The sequence below is a fragment of the Bacillus sp. AR8-1 genome (assembly GCF_008042345.1).
GTDB lineage: Bacteria > Bacillota > Bacilli > Bacillales > Bacillaceae_G > Bacillus_A > Bacillus_A cereus.
This window is the reverse complement of record NZ_QNUB01000029.1, coordinates 13,349-33,621: the sequence shown is the minus strand read 5'-3', so window position 1 is coordinate 33,621 and position 20,273 is coordinate 13,349. Positions and strand designations below refer to the sequence as shown.

Here is a 20,273-nt window from a genome sequence, read left to right as displayed (position 1 = left end):
ATGGAGGTAAAAAAATGGATGTATTGGATACAATAAATTTTAGTGATGAGGTTAAGTCGCGACTTGTCAAGGCTATAGTACAAGGTCTAGATAAGTTTAGAGAACATGTTGTTAAAGTTGAGGGAAATGCAACGAACAATCATTTGCCAGATTTAAGAGGAGATGAAATTAACGAATGTATTAAAAATTTCGTTTTAAGTAATCCACATTTGTCTTTGAAGCAAGAAGTTGTGAGGTCTGGGCGGAATTGGAGAAAACATATTAAAGTTATTGTGAATGATACATTAGTAATCTTTAAAAAAGTAGGTAAAGTTGATAAAGAAAAGTTACCATGGAAATCAAAAGAAATTTTTGATGAAGAAGAGGTATCTGAATATATTCAACAGTATGCATCTGTTAATAAAAAATACAGAGAAAACGACTCAACACAATTAAAATTTGATTTAAATGACGATAAGCCTCAACACTTAGAGATACATCCAAATGTTCAAAATGAATACTCAACATTTGCTGTTGTTACATATGAATTAGCTGAAGATAATGAATTGGTGAATATAGCCATAGGAGTGCCTAGTGATACTGTAGATTCTTGGCTTAAATATGAGTTATGGAGTGAATTTATTACTGTGTCACATAAACATGCTACACAAGACTTTGGTAGTGATGAAGATACAGAAACTCCTAACTATATGTTGACGCTTAAAGAAGATATTAAGGAAGATGAAAAATAACAGGAACTAGTTACTCTATGAGATAAAGGAGTAATTATAATGATAGTGGGAAGACGCTCTAAGCAAATTAATCCTCAAAGAATAAAAGCAGCAAGAACATTTTCCGGTTTAACGATTGCAGAGTTAGCAGAAAAAATTGGTGTAAGTAGACAAGCTATCTCGCAATACGAACAAGGGAAAAATCCACCTGGCTTAGAAGTTTTAATGAAGATAATCAATGTGCTCCAGTTTCCAAGAGAATTTTTTTATAGTGAAGATCCTAATCTTGAAAATAAGGGATGTACTTTTTTTCGTTCCTCTAGTTCAACTTTAAAAAAGGAAAAAGAAGCACAAAAACAGCGTGTTAATTTGGTATTTCATATTCAGCAGTATTTAGGGAAATATGTAAATTTCCCTAAATTGAATTTACCTAATCTCGAAGAGTTTTATGATTTAGAATGGACTTTTCAAAACATTGAAAAGCTGGTTAAAACGGTTAGAGAATATTGGGGACTAGGAGAAGAGCCTATAAAAAACATGGTGTATCTTTTGGAGAAAAACGGAATTTTTCTCACTACTGTGACTACTGGCGAACAAAAAATTGATGCATTTTGTCAGAAACGAAGTGTTGTGAATAATGATTATTATTTTATCGTACTTGGAAATGATAAAGTATCTGCTGTTAGAAGGCAGTTCGATGCCGCTCATGAATTAGGTCATATATTAATGCATTCGTGGATAACTGATGAGGAAGAATTAAGTAACGATGAATGGCGAGAAATAGAACGCCAGGCAGATTATTTTGCTGCAGCATTTTTGTTACCTAAAGAAGCATTCACTAAGTCTCTTTATACAAACAAACTCGATGAATTCATTCAATTAAAAAAGTATTGGATGACATCTATTGGTGCAATGGTTGTAAGAAGTTATCATTTGGGAATAATTAATCATAATCAATATAGTTATCTGCAAAAACAGATGTCAAGAAAGGGAATGAGAAAGCAAGAGCCTTTAGATGACGTATTGAAAAGAGTTACACCATCTTTATTTAAACAAACAATTCAACTGTTGATAGAAAATAGAGTTTTAACAGCAGAAAAAATAACATCCGATTTAAAGATGTTTCCACATAAAATTGAAGAGCTCGTTAATCTACCATCAGGTATGTTAGCCTTAAATAGTGAAAAAAAAGAAGATATTGTTATTACTTTGCGTTCGAATAATGTCCAAGATAAGAAAGTCTGAGGACACTAAATAAGTGCATAAAGCACTTATTTAGTGTCTTTTTTATTTGAGAAAATTTAAAATAGAGTTTTAATTATGTTTAATTTATAAAAGTTAATCATAATTTTTATTGGCTAAAGCCTATGAAAAATTAGAAGAGGATACTAGTTATTTGGAGTATAATTTGGAAAGAACAAAACTCAACATGTTATATGGGAACAACTTAAAAAATTTTTCATTTTAAAATAAAAGAGCAGCCAGCTTTTAATAGCTGCTCTGCTCTAGGTTTGTTGGTTGCTGTTCATTTTGACGATTTACTTGCGCACTTAGTTTAATAAGCAGATCACGGTCTATAAGCAAGACATCGTTAGCGTCAGCTAATTTACGTGCTGGCTCTGTGAAATAGTTATTAGTTACAACCCAAGCATGAGCAGCATCGTAATATCTTTTAGCTCCAACAACTTCTTGGACTGATTGAATCCCGACTTTGTTTTTATAGCGTTTTGCTTGTACAACAATTTTTTCACCATTTGTTTTTAAAATTAAGTCTGCTCCAAAGTCACCAGAACTTTTGGTAACTTCTGTTTGGTATCCGAGGGATTGGTATAAAGAACTTAAATATTCCTCAAATCGTCGACCATTCATTTGATCAATTTGATTAATGTTGGATTGACGAAGTTGATTTAAATAAAGGTTATATGCCTTTTTATTTTTATGTTTTTTGTAACGGTCTAGGGGCCAGAAAATAATTAAAATTAGTAGGCATAATGGCCAGATTTCTTCAAACATAATTAGAACTCCTTTTTACAAATATAGCTATATATCAAAGTATATACTAATAGTTTTATATTTGAAAATAAATATGTGTATGAGAGAAAAACTCAACAAAATAAACTTTCGTTAAAAAGAAGAGAATGAGTTGAAATCAATCATTCTTAAAAATTGATAATTATTTAAATACAATATACAATTATACAAATATTATTTTGTATGGAGGTTGCTTGTAGTGAATGTAGAAGTTTTTAAGGTATCAATAGAAATTGGATGGCCAGTGTTAAAAGGCTTTTTTTCAATAATTGGTTTTTATTTTATAATATGTATAGGTATGGGCCTTGTTTGGGGGAGAAAAGCATTAATAGTCAAAAAAATGTTTTTGGTATTTAAAGTGGCTTTTAGTTTAATGTTATTTGCATCTACTCTATTGTTCCAATATAACCCTGAAACGAATAAAATCTTTTTCGATTGGCCTAATGAAATAACGTTGATCCAATTCTTTTTATTACCTATTATTCTAATAGAGATTTGTTTAAGTTTGATTGAAATTTTCACTCCGGAAAAATATTGAATTTTAAATATAATTGGAAATGATTTTATGGATATGAGAGAGTAAAAAACATAAGAAAATGATATAATAATATTATTTACAAATTTAGTCCTACTGGAAGAACCAGCGGACACTAAACTAAAAAGAGCATTTTCGATATTGCTCTGTAGTTTGGTGTCCGCTTTTTGTATTTTTATTTGTAAAATAGACAAGGAGCGTTTATATGAATCAATTAACTTTCTTATCTAAAATAAATCGTCCAGCTACCCAGTCGAAATTAGAAAGTCTTCTGGAAGAAATACGCATTTATAAACAATTTGGAATGGTTCGAGAAGAAATGAAAGTAACTCCTTCATATGAAGTGAGATATCATGGTCCTACAAATATGGTAGGAAATCCATTAGAAAAGGTAGCTTTAGAAAATATAAAGCGCAGCGAACGTGAAGAGTATCTTAAAAATATGTCATTCCGTGTTGATCAGTTTTTAAGTCGTTTAGGTAATGGTCGAGCGGGAAAAATTCAGAGGGATATTATTAATAAGCGTTATTTAGAGGAAGAAGATGTATGCGATTATATGGTTTATAACGAGGTTGGAATGGCAGAACGTACTTATCGACGTTGGAAATCCAGAGCATTTTACAACTTAGCTTTTGCTCTTAGACTAGAGGTATATGAAACAGAAGAGGATATGGGAGGGAACGAACGATGAATTTTGTCCAACCTATTCGAGATCCAGAACAAATACAACAGATTAAACAATATTTGAGGGAAAACAATGAACGGAATTATATTTTATTTGTAATGGGAATTAATACAGGATTACGTATTAGCGACATTCTTAAGTTGAAGATAGGTGATTTGAAAGGTAGCCATATCTCAATGAGAGAAAAAAAGACAGGAAAACAGAAACGTATCCAATTAACTCCAGCGTTAAAGAGAGAATTACGTTGGTACATTGAAGAACGACATGATAGTGAGTATGTAATTAAGAGTCGTGAAGGTGCTAATAGACCAATCGGACGCAGCATGGCTTATAAAATACTCAGATGTACAGCAGAAGAGTTTGGATTGAAGGAAATAGGCACTCATACATTACGAAAAACATTTGGTTACCATATGTACATGCAAACAAAGAATATCGCTTTACTAATGGAGATATTCAATCATTCATCAGAGAAAGTTACATTAAGGTATATTGGTGTAAACCAAGATGCAATGGATAAAGCTATGACAAGATTTAAAATATAGCAATATCCTTTTTATTTTTTGATTTTAATAATTACCCATTTTTTATGCATTGTGTAACTCAAAAGGGAAAGTGGTATAAAGCTATGAATATCAAGGGATTCAGTCAGAGGGGCAGTTACACAAAATATAAGATATGGGTAATTTGAAAAAGTATTATATAATGAAATTGTTATATGAAGGATTAATAGGAGGTTTATTTATGCGATTATCATCAATGAAAGAATACGATAATATGTTGTTTGGTTTTTTTAAGTTTAGTCAAAAACAATATCTTGAACCGTTACAAGCAGGGAACTTGTATATGAACAACTTTAAATACTTTGTTGATCTCCAAAAAAGAACTGGTGAAAAAGGAATGGGAGATATTGATGAAGTAGCAGCTATTATTAAGAATGCGAACGTAACAATTAAAAGACATGGAACAGATGAAATAGTTGCTAGTGGAACAGCAGGTAGATTGCGTTTTAGATACCAGGATTTTTTAAATTATCCCGTATTTTGCTTGTTTACCATTGAATCGGATATGTTAGAGATTATTGAAATAACTGATGATTATATTGAAACCGAAGTTAAATTTACCGAAGAGCAAAAAGAACAAATGGCTGGTCATTTTGGTGAATACGCATTAGTAATACCACCAAATGTATTTAGAGAGAGAATTAAAGAAGTATTTGATCAGAAGGGAATAGAATATATTCATAATAAAGTACAGTACTCAGATTTTGATATTAATCATCAAGAAAGAATACAGGCGTATTTAAGTGGAGATACATCATTGTTTTTCAAAAAAGATATATTCTTTGAACCTCAACATGAGTATAGATTTGTAATATTAAATAATAAAGTAGAACAAAATTTTGAAATTAATATTGGGGATCTAACTGAACAAACTAGAATAATAAGTACTTCAGATTTATTAAACGGAAGGTATGGTATGAGAATTTCTAGAATTAAACCTGATAGTGGAACGGCCTAAGGTAAATAAGGTGATTTAGTGGCAGAGTCGTGACCGTTTTTTGGCAGTAAATGTACCAGTTGTTTTGGAATCAACGTGATATATTTGTATTGTGAGAAGTGGCGGAAAACACAGCTCATAAAGATTCCTTTATAATCTATATGTTGTCTAAGTGGTCCATAATGACGGCACATAAAATCCGAAACCAGCAAATGGTACTGATTGAGTGATACCGTTATTAGGGAGAGCTTTTGCTCTTCTTCCAGTTACTTAATAATGTTCAGTATGGAGTTGCATAAGAATTAGGTGATTGGGAGAAGAATAAAACTTCATGTACTGAATGCAATATAAATAAAAGAATAGTAGAAGTTATAGCGAATCCATGTAGGTGCTTGTATTTTTTAGATTGGCAGGTATTTTGTTATTTTTTATAAAATAATAGTACATATTCCCAAATGATATACCTTGTTTATGGTATATTAAAACGAAGGGGGAGAAAGTGTATGTCAAGGAGACAAGCAATAAATGAACTAGCCTATAATTTACACGATATACTAGATTTAAAAGTTCCAGTTGCTATTGAAAGGGTACCAGAATCATTAGGTGGAGCAATTAAATATGTTGATTCACTAGAAGAGGGAATGGAAGCTAAAATTGAAAAAATGCCTTCAAATCATGAAAAAAAGTTTATCATCACTCTCCAAAGTGAAACGTGTGAACAAAGGCGGAGGTTTTCAATAGCCCATGAGCTTGGACATTTATTTTTACATATGAAATATTTAATTGATCAGCAGGAATGGGAAAAGAACGAAGAGTATAAAGATTCCGTATATTATAGATATGGCCATGGAATGGAAGAAAATGAAGCAAATGAGTTTGCGGGGGCTTTTTTAATGCCTAAAGATAAATTTCTTGAAGTTGCTCAGAAAAATTTTAAACAAGGTAAATATCATTTAGATCCAATTGCGAAATATTTTGATGTGTCTGTTTCGGCAGTAAGAGTAAGAGGAAGATGGTTAAACCTATTTAGTTGGGAGGATTAAAATATTGGTAGGAAATGTTTCTATAGCGCCAGAACAATTAGTTGCAGCGAAAAAAATTATGGAAACGGATGTTAATTTATCAGGGGTTTATATTTTTTATTCATTTGATTTAGTTAATTCTACTAGTTTTAAAGCTAAATTTACAGATGGTTGGCCAGAGGTTGTAGAGGGCTTTTATGCATTGGTAAAGGAAAAGCTGATGCTCTTACATAATGGGGTAAAGGTCTGGAAATATATTGGGGATGAAGTATTATTTTATAAAAGGTTGTCTAAATTACAAGAAATGCATGAAGCGCCGAGAGTTGCATTAAAGGTAATTAGATATATGAATGAAGAACTTTCTAGGGTGTTTCCTAATTCACAAAAATTACTTGATATAAAAGCAACAATTTGGTTGGCTCCAATAGATGATAAAACAAAACAACAAAATAAATATATGACTAGAAGAAACCTTGTATTTCAGGTTGATGGTATAAGAGGAGATGGCCGAAAGGATTTTCTAGGACCTGATATTGATATGGGATTTCGACTTTGTAAACATGCTCATAAACAAAAAGTTCTGGTGAGTCCCGAGTTAGCCTACTTAATTTGGTTGAGAAGAGATGTACTAAGAAATATCGAACAGAAAGACAGGTATGATGTGGATGAATCTTTAAAGATAGTATCTTATGAAAAGATGAAAGGTATTTGGGATGATAGGCTGTATCCTATAATATATTTTTTTGATAAATGGGATAAAGTTGAAGAAATCTATGAGTATGATGATCTTATTAGTCCATCTCCAGTATTGCAAAATATGACAAAAAAAAGGCAAGAATATTATTGGGAGATTAAGTATTTAGAAAGAATCTTGTCTGATTTAGGGAAAAAAGAAGAGGTAGAGAGTTTTATAGATGTAATTGAAGATACTGAACCTATAAATGATGAACGCACAATTATTCCTTTAGTACCGGTAGAGAGAATATCTGAAGTACATTGCGTAGCGGTATGTTTTAATAATGAAGGTGAGATTTTATTAGGGAAAAGGCCCAAAACAAAACGTGTAGCTGCTGGAAAATGGGAATTTGGATGTGGTCAATTAAGTGTTTCAAAGGATTTTGAGTCTGCTCTTGTTACAAGTTATCAAAAGGATTTTGGTGTAAGAATAAATTTTGGGAGTGAATTAAGGCCTGTACGTATATTTCAGGTTCCTAATCCAATTAGAGCTATATCCGGTATTATATTTATTGCAAAAACTGAGAACAGAGATATTCAAAAGAATAGTCATGATGAAGTTATTTGGTTTAATCCAAATGATATTCAAAAAGTTGACTTAAGAGAATATGTCGATGATTTTGAAAAAAGTGTAAGAGTAGCTTGTAAGGCTGCTCTAGAACAATTCCCTCAACTGAAAGAGAAAATATTTCTATAGGTGTGAGTTACATGGATGTTATAAAAAGTATATATGAAGATGTTAGAGAGTGGCTGAAGTTTGCAGAAACTAAAAATGCTGCGTTGTTAACTTTTAATGGTGTAGTAGTATTTGGGGTTTTAGATAAAATAATTGATAAAATAAGTGAACCTGTTATTAAAACAGCTTTAATTATTGGCTGCTCAATTATCATGATAAGTATAGTCGTTAATTTAATTTCATTTTCACCTCTATTGAATAGAATACGAGAAGCACAAAGCAATGTTTTGAATAGTTCCATTGGCTATCATAATTTAATGTTTTATGGAGTTATTAAAGATTTTAGCCCACAGGCATATTTAGATGCTATTAATACAAAGTATGACATCCCAGTAGATCAGAAGAATTTGGACTTTGCTATACAAGTAGTTACGTTATCTCAAATTACTTATAGTAAGTTGCTGTTTTTTAATTTGGGTTTATGTCTTACATTTATAGGGTTTTTGATTCCTCTTTTAGCCTGTATAATAATGTTTTTCGTGAATATTTAGTTGGTAATTTTGTGCATAGAAGATATTTTTAGTTAAAAAGCATCAGAATAGATGCTTTTTTTTATTGGAGAAAATGAACACCTAAAAGGAAGGGATACTGAAAGTAGCTAAACTTAAGAAATATATATAGTGATTAATATTTTATAATAAGAAAAAATAATCGGTGGAGAACGATGGAAGAATACAAAACCAAACAACAGAAGCGTAAGTTCTATGACAGTGGTGAGTGGAAGAGTATACGAGAGCAAGTAAAGAAGCGTGACAACTACGAATGCCAAGAGTGTAAGCGAAATGGTCGAGTACAAACAGATACCAATGAGTACAGTGAGAGTGCCAAGCGTAAGAAGATTCAACTCGTTGTCCATCATATCAAAGAGCTTGAGCATCATCCTGATCTTGCATTAGATATAAACAATCTTGAAACAGTTTGTGTAAATTGTCATAACAAAGAACACGGAAGAGTTTACGAAAAGAAACAAAATATATGGGAACATGATGAAAAGTGGTAAAGCAATATAAAAATAGTCCCCCCCTTAAAATATTTCATCAAAAAATGCTCAAAGGGGCACCGGAGGAGGGGGTTAACTGTCAGGTTTTTTTCGATTTTACGCACGTAAGGGGGGTGGGTAGATGGCTGTTAGTATTGTGAGGTTAAAAGAACAGCTTATGAATAGTATTGATATTACAGATTTAGTCGAAGTTGAAAAGGTAGAAAGATATATTGATCTTGTAAAAGCATTTAGAAAAATAAATAAAACTATTAATAAAGAAGGCGAGTCCGTAACGATAAAAAACGGTTCTCAAGTTTTTGTTAAAGCCCACCCTCTTATAAGTGAGAGGAATAAAATTAACAGTTCATTAATTGCTTTGGGAAGAGATATAAAACTTTCTCCTAAAGTTGGTGCTTCTAATTCGGGTTACAGTCCAAGTGATTTAGTATGATTAGGCAAAAATATGTAGATGAATACATTGAACTTTATAGAAGTGGTAAAGTAAAGTTCAACAATGAAAGAGAACTGTTAATTGAATACCTGGAAAAATACGTTTTAAATAGAGACGACTTGTATTTTGATGATGAAATGATCGAGAAGTGTATCCGCTTTGGTGAAAAGTGGTACTTTTCATTACAGTCATTTCAAAAATTCTTAATAGCATTCGTCTTTTTATTTTATAAGAAAAATGGCCGTGTATTTTATCGTAAATTCTTGTGGATGCTTGGCCGTGGCGGCGGTAAAAATGGTTTAATGACAGTTATTCTTCACTTTTTAATAAGCGAATTACATGGCATTCCTGAATATAACATTTCCGTTGTTGCAAACAGTGAAGAGCAAGCAAAAACAAGCCCAGATGAAATTCATAAATGTATTAAAAGAAATGAAGTTTTACAAAGAGCTTTTAAAACAACATTAACACAAACCATTTCGAAATCGACTGGAAGTGTAGTGAAGTTTAGAACATCAAACGGAGACACAAAAGATGGTCTTCGCGATGGAGCTGTAATGTTTGATGAAGTCCATCAATATGAAAGCAATAAAGATGTCCGTGTTCACATCAGTGGTTTGGGAAAAAAGAAAAATCCGCGTGAGTTTTACATTGGTACAGATGGATATGTAAGAGATGGATTCTTAGATAAATTAAAAGAAAAGGCAATGAAAGTTTTAAAGGGTGAAGCCCGTCCGAATGCGCTGTTCCCTTTCATCTGTAAATTAAATGATGAAAAAGAAGTTGATGAAATCGATAATTGGGAAATGGCGAATCCAATGTTATCTCAGCCGTTAAGTGAGTATGCTGAAGGCTTACTTGAAACAATAAAAGAAGAGTATGAGGATTTAGAGGACGATCCAAGTAACCGAGAAGAGTTCATGACAAAGCGAATGAACTTACCTGTTACAAATTTAGAACGGTCCGTTGCAAAATGGTCAGAAATTCTTGCTACAAATCGTCCTTTTCCTGATTTATATGCTCAAGAATGCATAGGGGCGTTAGACTTTGCAAGTATTCGGGACTTTGCAGCATGTGGTCTTTTATTTAGACAAAATGGGGAATACATTTTTAAAACTCATTCCTTCGTACGAAAAGAATTTGTTGATATCTATTACGGATATTCTAAAAAAGCAGGCGAGTTCAAGAAACAAAAATTCGCTCCAATTAAAGAGTGGGAAGAGCAAGGATTACTAACAGTTGTTGATGAACCGACTATTAATCCTCAACACATTGTTGATTGGTTTGTAGAAATGCGAGAACAATATGGGATTAAAAAAATTATAGCGGATAACTTCCGTATGGAAGCAATAAGACCACTATTAGTAGCAGAAGGATTTGAAATAGAAGTTATACGAAACCCAAAAGCAATTCATAGTTTGTTAGCTCCACGTATTGAAATGGCATTTGCGAATAAACAAATTGTTTTTGATGATAATCCGCTAATGCGTTGGTATACACAAAATGTATTGGTTGTTATCAAAGCTGATGGAAATAAAATATATGAAAAGAAAGAGCCCGTTCGTAGAAAAACAGACGGGTTTCAGTGTTTTGTTCATGCTCTTTATCGGGCGGATGAGATACAAGAAGCTACTGATTTTGTTATAGGCAATATTAAATTCTAATAAAGGGGGTGATAACCATTGGATGGTTAGGTTCAGTATTTAAAAGAAATAAAGAACTAGAATTCATGTTGGATCTGGACATAATAACTGATACTGCAAACAGGCTTCATATGAAACGATTGGCAATTGATACATGCGTTTCATTTTTAGGAAGAACGATTAGTCAATCTGAATTTAGAATAAGAAATGGTAAAGCATTTAAGAAGAATGAGCTTTATTATCGATTAAACGTAAGACCAAACAAGAATATGACCGCAAGTACCTTTTGGGAACGGTTTGTTCGAAAACTTATTTATGATAATGAGTGTTTAGTTATACAAGCAGATGATGGTGATTTACTTATTGCAGATGGATTTCAACATAATGAGTACGCTGTGTTTGAAGATACTTTTACGGATGTAAGGGTAAAAGATTATACGTTTAAGAGAAGTTTTAAGCAAAGCGAAGTTATTCATTTGAAGTATCGAAATGATAAATTAACCCCACTTATTGATGGATTATTTGCAGATTATGGGGATTTGTTCGGCAGAATATTAAACTCTCAAAAACGTAAAAATCAAGTTCGTGGAACAGTTGATATGGATATGATTGGTGCTAAAACTGAGGAACAAATAGCAAAGTTACAAGAGTTTATAGACAACATGTATAAGTCAATTGGTTCAAAAGATATAGCTATTGTTCCACAGCAAAAAGGTATTAATTATAACGAGATATACAATGGTGTTGCAAATGGCCCAAGTGTGGAAGAAATCAATAAAGTAACAAATGGTTTCTTAAATCAAGTAGCTATGGCAATCGGTATTCCTATAGCTTTGATATATGGAGAAATGGCTGATGTAGAAAAGCAAACGAAAAATTATATGCTTTTCACAGTACGACCATTATTAAAAAAACTATCTGATGAAGCGAACGTTAAATTCTTTGAAATGAGTGAATATCTTTTGGGACAAAAAATTGAGGTTAAAGCTGTTTCCTACCAAAGTATATTTGATCTTGCGACAAGTATTGATAAGCTCATTTCTTCAAGTGCATTTACAGGAAATGAAATTCGTTCAGAAGTAGATTATGAAGAGTCAGATGATCCAAACCTAAATGTCCATCATATTACGAAGAACTATACAAAATTAAATGAATCTGAAGGGGGTGAGAAATGATGGAACATGTGAATATGAGTAAGCTTTTGAATTTAAAACGAGACATTCGTTTTGAAGCTAAAGGTGAAAATGAATACAAATTAACTGTTTATGGATCAATTGGTGGATGGTTTAGTGAAAATAATGCTGAAGCAGTAAGAAGAAAAATTCAAGATGTTAAAGCAGAAAAAATTCACGTTCATATTAATTCGGGTGGAGGTTCCGCATTCGATGGTGTAGCAATTTGTAATCAGTTAAAGCAGCATAGTGCAGAAATTATAGTTCATATTGATGGTTGGGCAGCTAGTGCCGCATCTGTAATTGCAATGGCAGGAGACAGAATTATTATGCCTAGTAATACTATGATGATGATTCACCAAGCAAGTACCTTTGAATATGGAAACGCAGATCTTTTTGAAAAAACAGCAAGAGATTTACGAAAGATTGATTCAGCTTTAGCAGGATCTTATAAGAAACGTTTTGTTGGAACAGATGAAGAATTAAAACAACTTTTAAAAGATGAAACTTGGCTAACAGCAGAGGAAGCAGTAGCTCTTGGTTTAGCTGATGAAATTGCAGATGAAATTGAAATTGATGATACGCAAGAGGATGAAGAGGAGGAAGTTGTAGAAAATTTAAAAGAAAGTTTAGTAGCTAAGTATACGAAACAACAAAATAATCAAAATCCAAAAGAGCTTATTCAAGAGCCTGTTCATACAAAACAGAATTTGAGTACGCTCTTTTTAACATTAGGAGGAAAATAAAATATGGTTATCAAGTTTAATAATTTTGAAGAAAAGAAACTAGCATTTGCAAAAGCTACACAGGAAGGTACAGCAGAAGAGCAATCAGTAGCATTGAACTCCATGATTGAAGCACTTGCTACAGATGTAAGAACAGATATTTTAAATCAAGTGAATGAATCAATGGTAGATCGTTCTATTATGCAATCTCGCGGTGCTAATGTATTAACAAGTGAAGAAATGAAGTTCTTTAATGCAGTTGTGGAAGAAGGCGGCTTTAAGTCTACTGAAACTTTACCTAAGACAACCCAAGAACGTATTTTTGATGATTTAGTTGAAGATCATCCTTTCCTAAAACATATCGGTCTTGAAAATCTGGGTGCAGTAACAGAATTTATTTATGGAGATCCAGAAGGCGCAGCGGTATGGGGACCATTATTTGATGGTATTAAAGGTCAATTAAATGCTACATTCCGTAAAGATAGCATTTCCCAACTTAAATTGACGGCATTTATTCCATTAGCAAATGACATGTTGAAACTTGGGCCTGTATGGGTAGAACGTTATGTCCGTACAATGATTACAGAAGCGATGAAAGTAGGTTTAGAACGTGGATTTGTAGCTGGTACAGGTAAAAATGAACCTATTGGGTTATTAAAAGATCCAAGTGGAAATGTTGTGAATGGAGTATATCCAGATAAAAAGCCAGTAGGAACTTTAACGTTCGAGCCAGGCCGCAAAACAATCAATGAATTAAAAGGTGTTGTTAAACTACTAGCTAAAAAGTTAAATGCTGATGGTTCAGACGCAGATCGACCAAAAAACATTGCTGGTAAAGTAGTTATGGTAACTAATCCGTTTGATACTTTTGATATTCAAGCAAACGCGACAATTCAAAATGCGGCTGGAGTATATGTAACTAGTTTGCCATTTAATCCAATTCTTACAGAGTCAGTGTTTGTACCTCAAGGAAAAGTATTATTCTTTGTTAAAGGTCAATATGTTGCAGCAATGGGTGGAACAGAGCCAATCAAGAAGTATGAAGAAACATTAGCTTTAGAAGATGCAACTGTTTATATTGCTAAACAATATGCTACAGGTAAACCGAAGGATAAATACACTTCACAAGTTTACACATTAAAGCTTGAAGAAGTAACACCACCGACTGAAGGGTGATGTAAATGGAGACAGTAATTTCAGACGAAATAATACAGCAGTTCAAAGATAGGATGCACTTGGGTGATGATGAAGACGATAACCTAAAGCGCATCCTTTTTGCATCCAATGAAGCTTTATTAAAAGTATGTGGATTGTATGACATAAACAAAGATGAGACGTTCAAAGAATTAGTTTTTGAACGTTCTCGTTATGCTTATAATGATGCACTTGAGTATTTTACTAAAAACTTTTTAACCGAAATTAATAGTTTTGGTATTGCAAAAGCATTAGAAGAAATCAAATTGGACGGTGAGTAATATGCGTCCTTTTCAGTATAAAAAACCACTGAATACAGGTGACTTTAGAAATCGAATTCGCATTGAACAACCTGAAATAATAAAAGATGAATTGAATCAAGCAATTGAAACAGGTAATTGGGAAGAAGTTAAAAGTGCATGGGCAATGATAAAAACGGTGAAAGGGTCTGAGTATATTGAAGCTTCAGCTTCACAGTCTACACGAATTTATCGGTTTGTAATTCCTTATACAACAGGTATTACAGAATTAATGCGAATTAATATGAAGAATCGTATCTTTGACATTATCGAACCGCCAATGAATGATGATGAAATGTATCAAACATTGACTATTATCGCAAAGGAGCATGTTTAATATGAGTAATTTTGCGAGTGATCTTGCAAGAGAATTGCAAAGATATGCAAATGTTGTGGAAGAAGAATTAACAACTGCACAAGAAGATGTAGCTGATATTGCTGTAAACAAGTTAAGACAAAATAGTCCTAAAAAAACAGGTGGTTATCGTAAAGGTTGGCGTAAGAAAAAAGTAGATAAAGCCGTTGTTATCCATAATACAAAAGGGCAATTAACGCATCTTTTAGAAAATGGCCATGCGAAAGCTAGTGGTGGCCGAGTACCGGAGAAAGTGCATATTCGTCCCGTTGAAGAGTATGTAATTGATGAATTGCCAAAACGTATTGAAAGGGCAATTGAATCATGACATTAACATTAGGAGAATTTATAAAAATTCTTGAAGCTACAGGCTATCCTGTGGCTTATTCGCATTTCATAGCAACACCAGGTAATCCAGTTCCGGCGCCACCGTATATCTGTTTTCTTGTGGATGGGTCAGCAAATTTAATGGCTGATAACAAGGTGTATCACAAGATAAATGATGTAAATATAGAGCTTTATACAACTAAGAAAGATGTAGTTGCGGAAGCCAAGCTAGAACAAGTTCTAGATGATCACGAGATTCCTTATGACTCGTATGGGACTTTTATTGAATCTGAAAATATGTATCAAAAATTTTATGAAACGAGGTTGATATAAATGAATGAAAATAAAGTAGCATTTGGTTTAAAGAATGTCCATTATGCGCTTTTCGATATTAAAGATGGTGTAGTTACATTTAATACACCAATTCCATTACCTGGAGCGGTTGAATTAACGTTTGATCCACGAGGGGATTTAATTGAATTCTACGCTGATGACATGCTTTATTACGCTGCAAGTAATAACCAAGGGTATGATGGAACGCTTTCTATTGCGACTATTCCGGAACAATTTGCAATTGATGCACTAGGAGAGGAATTAGACGAAGAAGATGGTGTGTTAAATGAGTTAGCGGATGCTAAAGGAAAATCATTTGCATTATTATTTGAATTTGATGGCGATGTACGAGCAACTCGACACGTTATGTTTAACTGTTCTGCAAGTCGTCCAACACTTGCATCTAAAACGAAAACAAATTCAGCGGAGCCAAATACAAATGAACTTAAATTTGTATCCAGCCCTATTGATATTAATGGAAAACGTATGGTTAAAACGAAAACTACTACTAAATCAAAAACAGATATTTATAATAATTGGTACAAAAAAGTGTATACAAAAGTACCTGTATTACCAAAAGGAGCGTAAGTAAATGGAAAAGACAATTACAATAGACGGAAAACAGGTCAAATTAAAAGCTAATGCAGCATCGGCCAAGCGATATAAGGCGCAATTTAGACGGGATTTATTTGCCGATATGTTTAAATTAGGAGCTATAGGTACATTCGCTTCGCAAGATGCAACAGAAGGTACTATTGATTTTTCTAACTTAGATTTCGACAAAGTAGATTTTGAAGTTTGTTACGATTTAGTTTGGCTATACGCTAAAACAGCCGATTCTGAAATTCCAGACCCGATGACTTGGTTAGAAGGATTTGATGAGTTTCCTATTTACGATATAATGCCGGAAATTAATGAGATGGTTCAAAAAACAATGGGAGCAAAAAAAAAGTAAAGAAAATTAATGGAAAGCAAGGGACTTTCGGTGATGAAGAATTAAGCACTGAATTGTTCCTTGCTCTTTGTTATGAAGCAAGGCTCACATATTGGGACTTAGAAGTGATGACGATTGGTGATTGTTTTGACTATATCGCTGAGTATGCTGAAATGAAAAATCCAGGAAAAGAAAAAGCGCGAAAAGCAACTCAAGAAGACTTTAATGCTTTCTAAGAAAAAGGGTGAGGTAATGGCAGGAGGAAAAATTAAAGGAATTACGATTGAAATTGGAGGAAATACGCAACCGTTACAAAATGCCTTAAAAGACGTGAATAAGCAAAGTGATTCTTTGACTAAAGAGTTAAAAGATGTTGAACGTTTATTAAAGTTTAATCCCGGTAACGTTGAGGCACTTGCTCAAAAGCAACAGTTGCTTACACAACAAATTGAAAAAACTACACAAAAGCTTGATAAATTAAAAGAAGCGGAGCAACAGGTTCAAGAGCAATTTCAAAATGGGAAAATTTCAGAAGAGCAGTATCGCGCATTTAGGCGTGAAATTGAATTTACACAAGGGTCACTTGATGGTCTGAAAAATAAGCTCGGTAATATGAAAGCCGAACAAGAAAATGTAGCAAGTTCAACACGGCAATTAGAAACTTTATTTAGTGCTACAGGAAAAAGTGTTGATGATTTTGCGAGCGCATTAGGTAATCGTCTTGTAAATGCAATTAAAAGTGGATCGGCTACAAGTCGACAGTTAGAACAAGCAATTGGTCTTATTGGTCGTGAAGCTTTAGGGGCTGAAGCTGATATTGAAAAATTACAACGTGCCCTCCGATCTGTGGATGCCGGAAACTCTATACAACAAGTACAAAATGAGTTAAGAGACTTACAGCAAGAAGCTGGCAGAACCGAGAAGAAGTTTGAAGGTCTAAAAGTAGGATTAGAGAATGTTATCGGCGGTTTAGCAGCTGGTGGTGGAATTGCAACAGCTGTTGAAAAAGCACTTGATATGTCAAAATTGAAAACCAAAATTGATATATCTTTTGATGTCCCTGAATCCTCGAAAAAATCAGTAGAAGAAGCAATAAGAGGCGTAACAGCTTATGGAGTGGATGCTGAAGAATCACTTGCTGGTGTACGTAGGCAATGGGCTTTAAATAAAGATATTAGTGATGAAGCGAATGCATCTATCGTTAAAGGTGCAGCAACAATCGCGCAATCCTATGACGGTATAGATTTTACAGAGTTGATTCAAGAAACCTATGAAATAGGAAATGAATTAGGAATAACGCAAGATAGTGCCCTTGGTATGGTTGATGCTTTGTTAAAAATGGGATTTCCGCCAGAACAGTTAGACATCATTGCTGAATATGGTAGCCAGCTAACCCGTGCAGGCTTTAAAGCTGAGGAAGTCCAAGCGATTATGGAAGCTGGTGTTGAAACTGGTAGTTGGAATATTGATAATCTTTTAGACGGACTGAAAGAAGGGAGGATTCAATTAACTGAATTCGCACAAGGAGCTGATAAGGCTTTAAAAGAAGCGCTTGACGGTTCTGGTATTGCGACTGAACAAATAGAAAAATGGGGAGCATCTGTCGCTAAAGGCGGAAGAGATGGCGCAGCAGCGATGGTAGAAGTAGCTAAAGCTATTGACGGAATAGAAGACCCAGTTAAGAAAAATCAGGTTGGGGTCAAAGTTCTAGCCACTATGTTTGAAGATCAAGGTCAAAATTTAACAAACACTTTAATTGAAGCTTCTAAGAAAACAAAAGATCTTCAACAAAACCAAGACAACTTAAATGAATCTGTTAAAAAATTAGATGCAAATCCAGCAGTAAAGTTTCAAAAAGCGATGGGCGATTTACAAATGGCTCTTGAACCTATACTAGGAGTAATTGCTGATGTTGTTGCTAGTATTGCTGATTGGATTTCTAATAATCCAGAATTAGCAGCGACCTTAGCAGCAGTTGCAACGGCTATTGGGGTAATTTCAGGGGCACTTATGGCAATTGCACCAATAGTTATGGCGGTCATGGGTGTATTTGAAATCGGAGCCGCCGCCGCACTAGGCATAGTTGCAATAGTTCCTATTATCATAGCGGCTATAGTTGCTCTAGGAGTGGCTATTTATAAAAACTGGGATGATATTAAAAATTGGACAATAGAAGCATGGGATTCTATTAAAGAGTACTTAGTAGAGCTTTGGGACGGGATATCCCAGTCCTGTAGTGAAGCATGGTCTTCATTTTTAGAAGCAATGCATGAATTTTTTGATCCGATAGGTCAATTTTTTAGTGATTTATGGGAGGGTGTGAAGCAGGCGTGTAGCGATGCATGGAATTCTACTGTTGAATTCTTTTCTGAAGCATGGTCTTCTTTCATAGAAATGATGCATAGTTTCTTTGATCCGATAGGTGAATTCTTTAGTAGTTTATGGTCTGGGATTGTTGAAACTGCTTCCTCTTGGTGGTCCTCTTTAGTTGAAACAGCATCTGAATTGTGGGGAACATTAACGCAAGCATGGCAAGAAACATGGGATACAATTCTTACTGTTTTAGATCCAATTATTTCGGCAGTTTCTACCGTTTTAGAAGCTGGTTGGTTGTTAATACAGGCAGGTGCGCAAATTGCATGGGCGGCAATCTGTCAATATATTATTCAACCGATTCAGGAAGCTTACGACTGGGTAAGTACACAAATCGGTGAAATGGTCACTTGGCTTGGTACACAATGGGAAATTGCAAAAGCAATGGCGCAAATTGCTTGGGGACTATTTAAGCAATATATTATTCAACCTGTTCTAGATACATGGAACTTAGTAAAAGAAAAGTTCAGTGATTTAGTTTCTTGGCTAAATTCACAATGGGAGACAGTTAAATCATATACATCAGCAGCATGGGGTTTATTTAAACAATATATTATAAAACCTGTACAAGATACTTGGAATTTAGTAAAAGAAAAGTTTAGTGATTTATCCAATTGGATGTTAGGAATTTGGGCGAAAATAAAAGGGTATACACTTGAAGCATGGAAGATGGTTTACACATACATCGTTGAACCAGTTATTTCAGCTTATAATTCTGCAAAAGAGAAATTCAATGATATGTACAACACAGCACGGGAAAAATTTGATTCTGTTAAGAATGCAGCTCAAGAAAAATTTGAAGCGGCAAAACATTTCATTATAGATCCAATTAAAGATGCAGTTGACAGTATAGAAAAATTCATTGGAAAGATTAAAGGATTCTTTAGTGACTTGAAGTTGAAAATTCCAAAACCAGAAATGCCGCCTCTTCCACACTTCAGCTTACAAACTAGTACGAAAAACATTTTAGGAAAAGATATTACATTTCCGTCCGGCCTCAATATAGATTGGCGTGCAAAAGGTGGTATCTTCACTAAACCGACTATCTTTGGAATGAATGGCGGAAACTTGCAAGGTGCAGGAGAAGCCGGAAAAGAAGCGGTTTTACCATTGAATAAAAAGACACTTGGAGATATTGGTGCAGGAATTGTAGCAGCCATGCCACGACAACAGTTTGTTATGCCGGGAGAAATAAATCAACTAATGGATGAAATGAGCCGTATGCTGGCTAGTTCTGTGAGTCAATTATCAGGATTAAAGAGTGTCATGAGTGGTGTATATGGAAGCATGTCAAATAGTAGACAAGCTATGGCAAGCAGTGTATCGAATCAAGTGATTAATTACGGATCTGGTTCATCTTCTAGTGGTGGAGTAATTCCAATGCTTGGTGGAGATTTAGTTGTTGAAGTTCCAGTTATTTTAGAGGGAAGAGATGTGGCACGTGGTACTTATCGATATACAACCGAGTATCAAGATAGAGAAGAAAAAAGAAACTCAGCCTTTTAGGTTTGGGTTTCTTTTATTTTAGAGA

General features: G+C 33.9%; 23 protein-coding genes. 22 read left to right on the top strand and 1 reads right to left on the bottom strand.

Annotated features, from left to right (window positions below):
* Positions 1 to 14 precede the first annotated feature (14 nt).
* Together DN400_RS19845 and DN400_RS19840 are read left to right on the top strand one after the other, a co-directional pair.
* On the top strand, positions 15 to 731 hold the full coding sequence (locus tag DN400_RS19845; protein WP_147801890.1) for a hypothetical protein: 717 nt from the start codon (positions 15 to 17) through the stop codon (positions 729 to 731).
* A gap of 39 nt (positions 732 to 770) precedes the next feature.
* Positions 771 to 1,955, top strand: coding sequence for a helix-turn-helix domain-containing protein (locus DN400_RS19840; RefSeq protein ID WP_147801889.1), 1,185 nt, complete (start codon positions 771 to 773; stop codon positions 1,953 to 1,955).
* Between the two features lie 243 nt (positions 1,956 to 2,198).
* Here DN400_RS19840 and DN400_RS19835 read toward each other — a convergent pair whose 3' ends face one another.
* On the bottom strand, positions 2,199 to 2,723 hold the full coding sequence (locus DN400_RS19835; protein ID WP_147801888.1) for a restriction endonuclease: 525 nt from the start codon (positions 2,721 to 2,723) through the stop codon (positions 2,199 to 2,201).
* A 217-nt stretch (positions 2,724 to 2,940) separates the two neighbouring features.
* Here DN400_RS19835 and DN400_RS19830 point away from each other — a divergent pair, with 217 nt between their 5' ends.
* The 20 genes from DN400_RS19830 (at position 2,941) to DN400_RS19735 (ending at position 20,248) form a co-directional block, all read left to right on the top strand.
* Positions 2,941 to 3,279 (top strand): hypothetical protein, encoded by a 339-nt coding sequence (locus DN400_RS19830; protein WP_147801887.1) that lies wholly within the window; start codon positions 2,941 to 2,943, stop codon positions 3,277 to 3,279.
* 202 nt (positions 3,280 to 3,481) lie between these two features.
* A complete protein-coding gene (locus DN400_RS19825) occupies positions 3,482 to 3,967 on the top strand; it encodes an ArpU family phage packaging/lysis transcriptional regulator (RefSeq protein ID WP_147801886.1) in 486 nt (161 codons plus the stop codon).
* On the top strand, positions 3,964 to 4,506 hold the full coding sequence (locus DN400_RS19820) for a site-specific integrase (RefSeq protein WP_147801885.1): 543 nt from the start codon (positions 3,964 to 3,966) through the stop codon (positions 4,504 to 4,506). The genes DN400_RS19825 and DN400_RS19820 overlap by 4 nt, the downstream gene beginning before the upstream one ends.
* Positions 4,507 to 4,705: 199 nt before the next feature.
* Positions 4,706 to 5,482, top strand: coding sequence for a hypothetical protein (locus tag DN400_RS19815; RefSeq protein WP_147801884.1), 777 nt, complete (start codon positions 4,706 to 4,708; stop codon positions 5,480 to 5,482).
* A 482-nt stretch (positions 5,483 to 5,964) separates the two neighbouring features.
* On the top strand, positions 5,965 to 6,504 hold the full coding sequence (locus DN400_RS19810) for an ImmA/IrrE family metallo-endopeptidase (RefSeq protein ID WP_147801883.1): 540 nt from the start codon (positions 5,965 to 5,967) through the stop codon (positions 6,502 to 6,504).
* A 4-nt stretch (positions 6,505 to 6,508) separates the two neighbouring features.
* Positions 6,509 to 7,915 (top strand): NUDIX hydrolase, encoded by a 1,407-nt coding sequence (locus DN400_RS19805; protein WP_147801882.1) that lies wholly within the window; start codon positions 6,509 to 6,511, stop codon positions 7,913 to 7,915.
* A gap of 11 nt (positions 7,916 to 7,926) precedes the next feature.
* Positions 7,927 to 8,445: a Pycsar system effector family protein gene (locus DN400_RS19800; RefSeq protein WP_147801881.1), complete on the top strand. Its 519-nt coding sequence runs from the start codon at positions 7,927 to 7,929 to the stop codon at positions 8,443 to 8,445.
* Between the two features lie 173 nt (positions 8,446 to 8,618).
* On the top strand, positions 8,619 to 8,954 hold the full coding sequence (locus tag DN400_RS19795) for an HNH endonuclease (RefSeq protein ID WP_147801880.1): 336 nt from the start codon (positions 8,619 to 8,621) through the stop codon (positions 8,952 to 8,954).
* A 121-nt stretch (positions 8,955 to 9,075) separates the two neighbouring features.
* Complete coding sequence (locus tag DN400_RS19790) at positions 9,076 to 9,387, top strand: P27 family phage terminase small subunit (protein WP_000301142.1); 312 nt, start codon at positions 9,076 to 9,078, stop codon at positions 9,385 to 9,387.
* On the top strand, positions 9,384 to 11,051 hold the full coding sequence (locus DN400_RS19785) for a terminase TerL endonuclease subunit (protein ID WP_147801879.1): 1,668 nt from the start codon (positions 9,384 to 9,386) through the stop codon (positions 11,049 to 11,051). The genes DN400_RS19790 and DN400_RS19785 overlap by 4 nt, the downstream gene beginning before the upstream one ends.
* 8 nt (positions 11,052 to 11,059) lie before the next feature.
* Entirely contained in the window at positions 11,060 to 12,205 is a 1,146-nt protein-coding gene (locus DN400_RS19780) for a phage portal protein (protein WP_033668749.1), read from the top strand.
* Positions 12,205 to 12,948, top strand: a complete 744-nt coding sequence (locus DN400_RS19775; protein WP_044798228.1) for a head maturation protease, ClpP-related — start codon at positions 12,205 to 12,207, stop codon at positions 12,946 to 12,948. Before DN400_RS19780 ends, DN400_RS19775 begins: the two co-directional genes overlap by 1 nt.
* Positions 12,949 to 12,951: 3 nt before the next feature.
* The gene (locus DN400_RS19770) at positions 12,952 to 14,103 is read left to right on the top strand and encodes a phage major capsid protein (RefSeq protein ID WP_048558708.1); all 1,152 of its coding nucleotides are present in this window, start codon (positions 12,952 to 12,954) and stop codon (positions 14,101 to 14,103) included.
* Between the two features lie 5 nt (positions 14,104 to 14,108).
* A complete protein-coding gene (locus DN400_RS19765; protein WP_000450783.1) occupies positions 14,109 to 14,402 on the top strand; it encodes a hypothetical protein in 294 nt (97 codons plus the stop codon).
* A gap of 1 nt (position 14,403) precedes the next feature.
* A complete protein-coding gene (locus DN400_RS19760) occupies positions 14,404 to 14,757 on the top strand; it encodes a phage head closure protein (protein ID WP_001247293.1) in 354 nt (117 codons plus the stop codon).
* Position 14,758: 1 nt separating this feature from the next.
* Positions 14,759 to 15,103 (top strand): HK97 gp10 family phage protein, encoded by a 345-nt coding sequence (locus tag DN400_RS19755; RefSeq protein WP_000064422.1) that lies wholly within the window; start codon positions 14,759 to 14,761, stop codon positions 15,101 to 15,103.
* On the top strand, positions 15,100 to 15,435 hold the full coding sequence (locus DN400_RS19750; RefSeq protein WP_000176452.1) for a hypothetical protein: 336 nt from the start codon (positions 15,100 to 15,102) through the stop codon (positions 15,433 to 15,435). The genes DN400_RS19755 and DN400_RS19750 overlap by 4 nt, the downstream gene beginning before the upstream one ends.
* A complete protein-coding gene (locus DN400_RS19745; RefSeq protein ID WP_043936395.1) occupies positions 15,436 to 16,023 on the top strand; it encodes a major tail protein in 588 nt (195 codons plus the stop codon).
* A 4-nt stretch (positions 16,024 to 16,027) separates the two neighbouring features.
* On the top strand, positions 16,028 to 16,390 hold the full coding sequence (locus tag DN400_RS19740; protein ID WP_044798066.1) for a hypothetical protein: 363 nt from the start codon (positions 16,028 to 16,030) through the stop codon (positions 16,388 to 16,390).
* Between the two features lie 231 nt (positions 16,391 to 16,621).
* On the top strand, positions 16,622 to 20,248 hold the full coding sequence (locus DN400_RS19735; protein ID WP_147801878.1) for a phage tail tape measure protein: 3,627 nt from the start codon (positions 16,622 to 16,624) through the stop codon (positions 20,246 to 20,248).
* Positions 20,249 to 20,273: the final 25 nt, after the last annotated feature.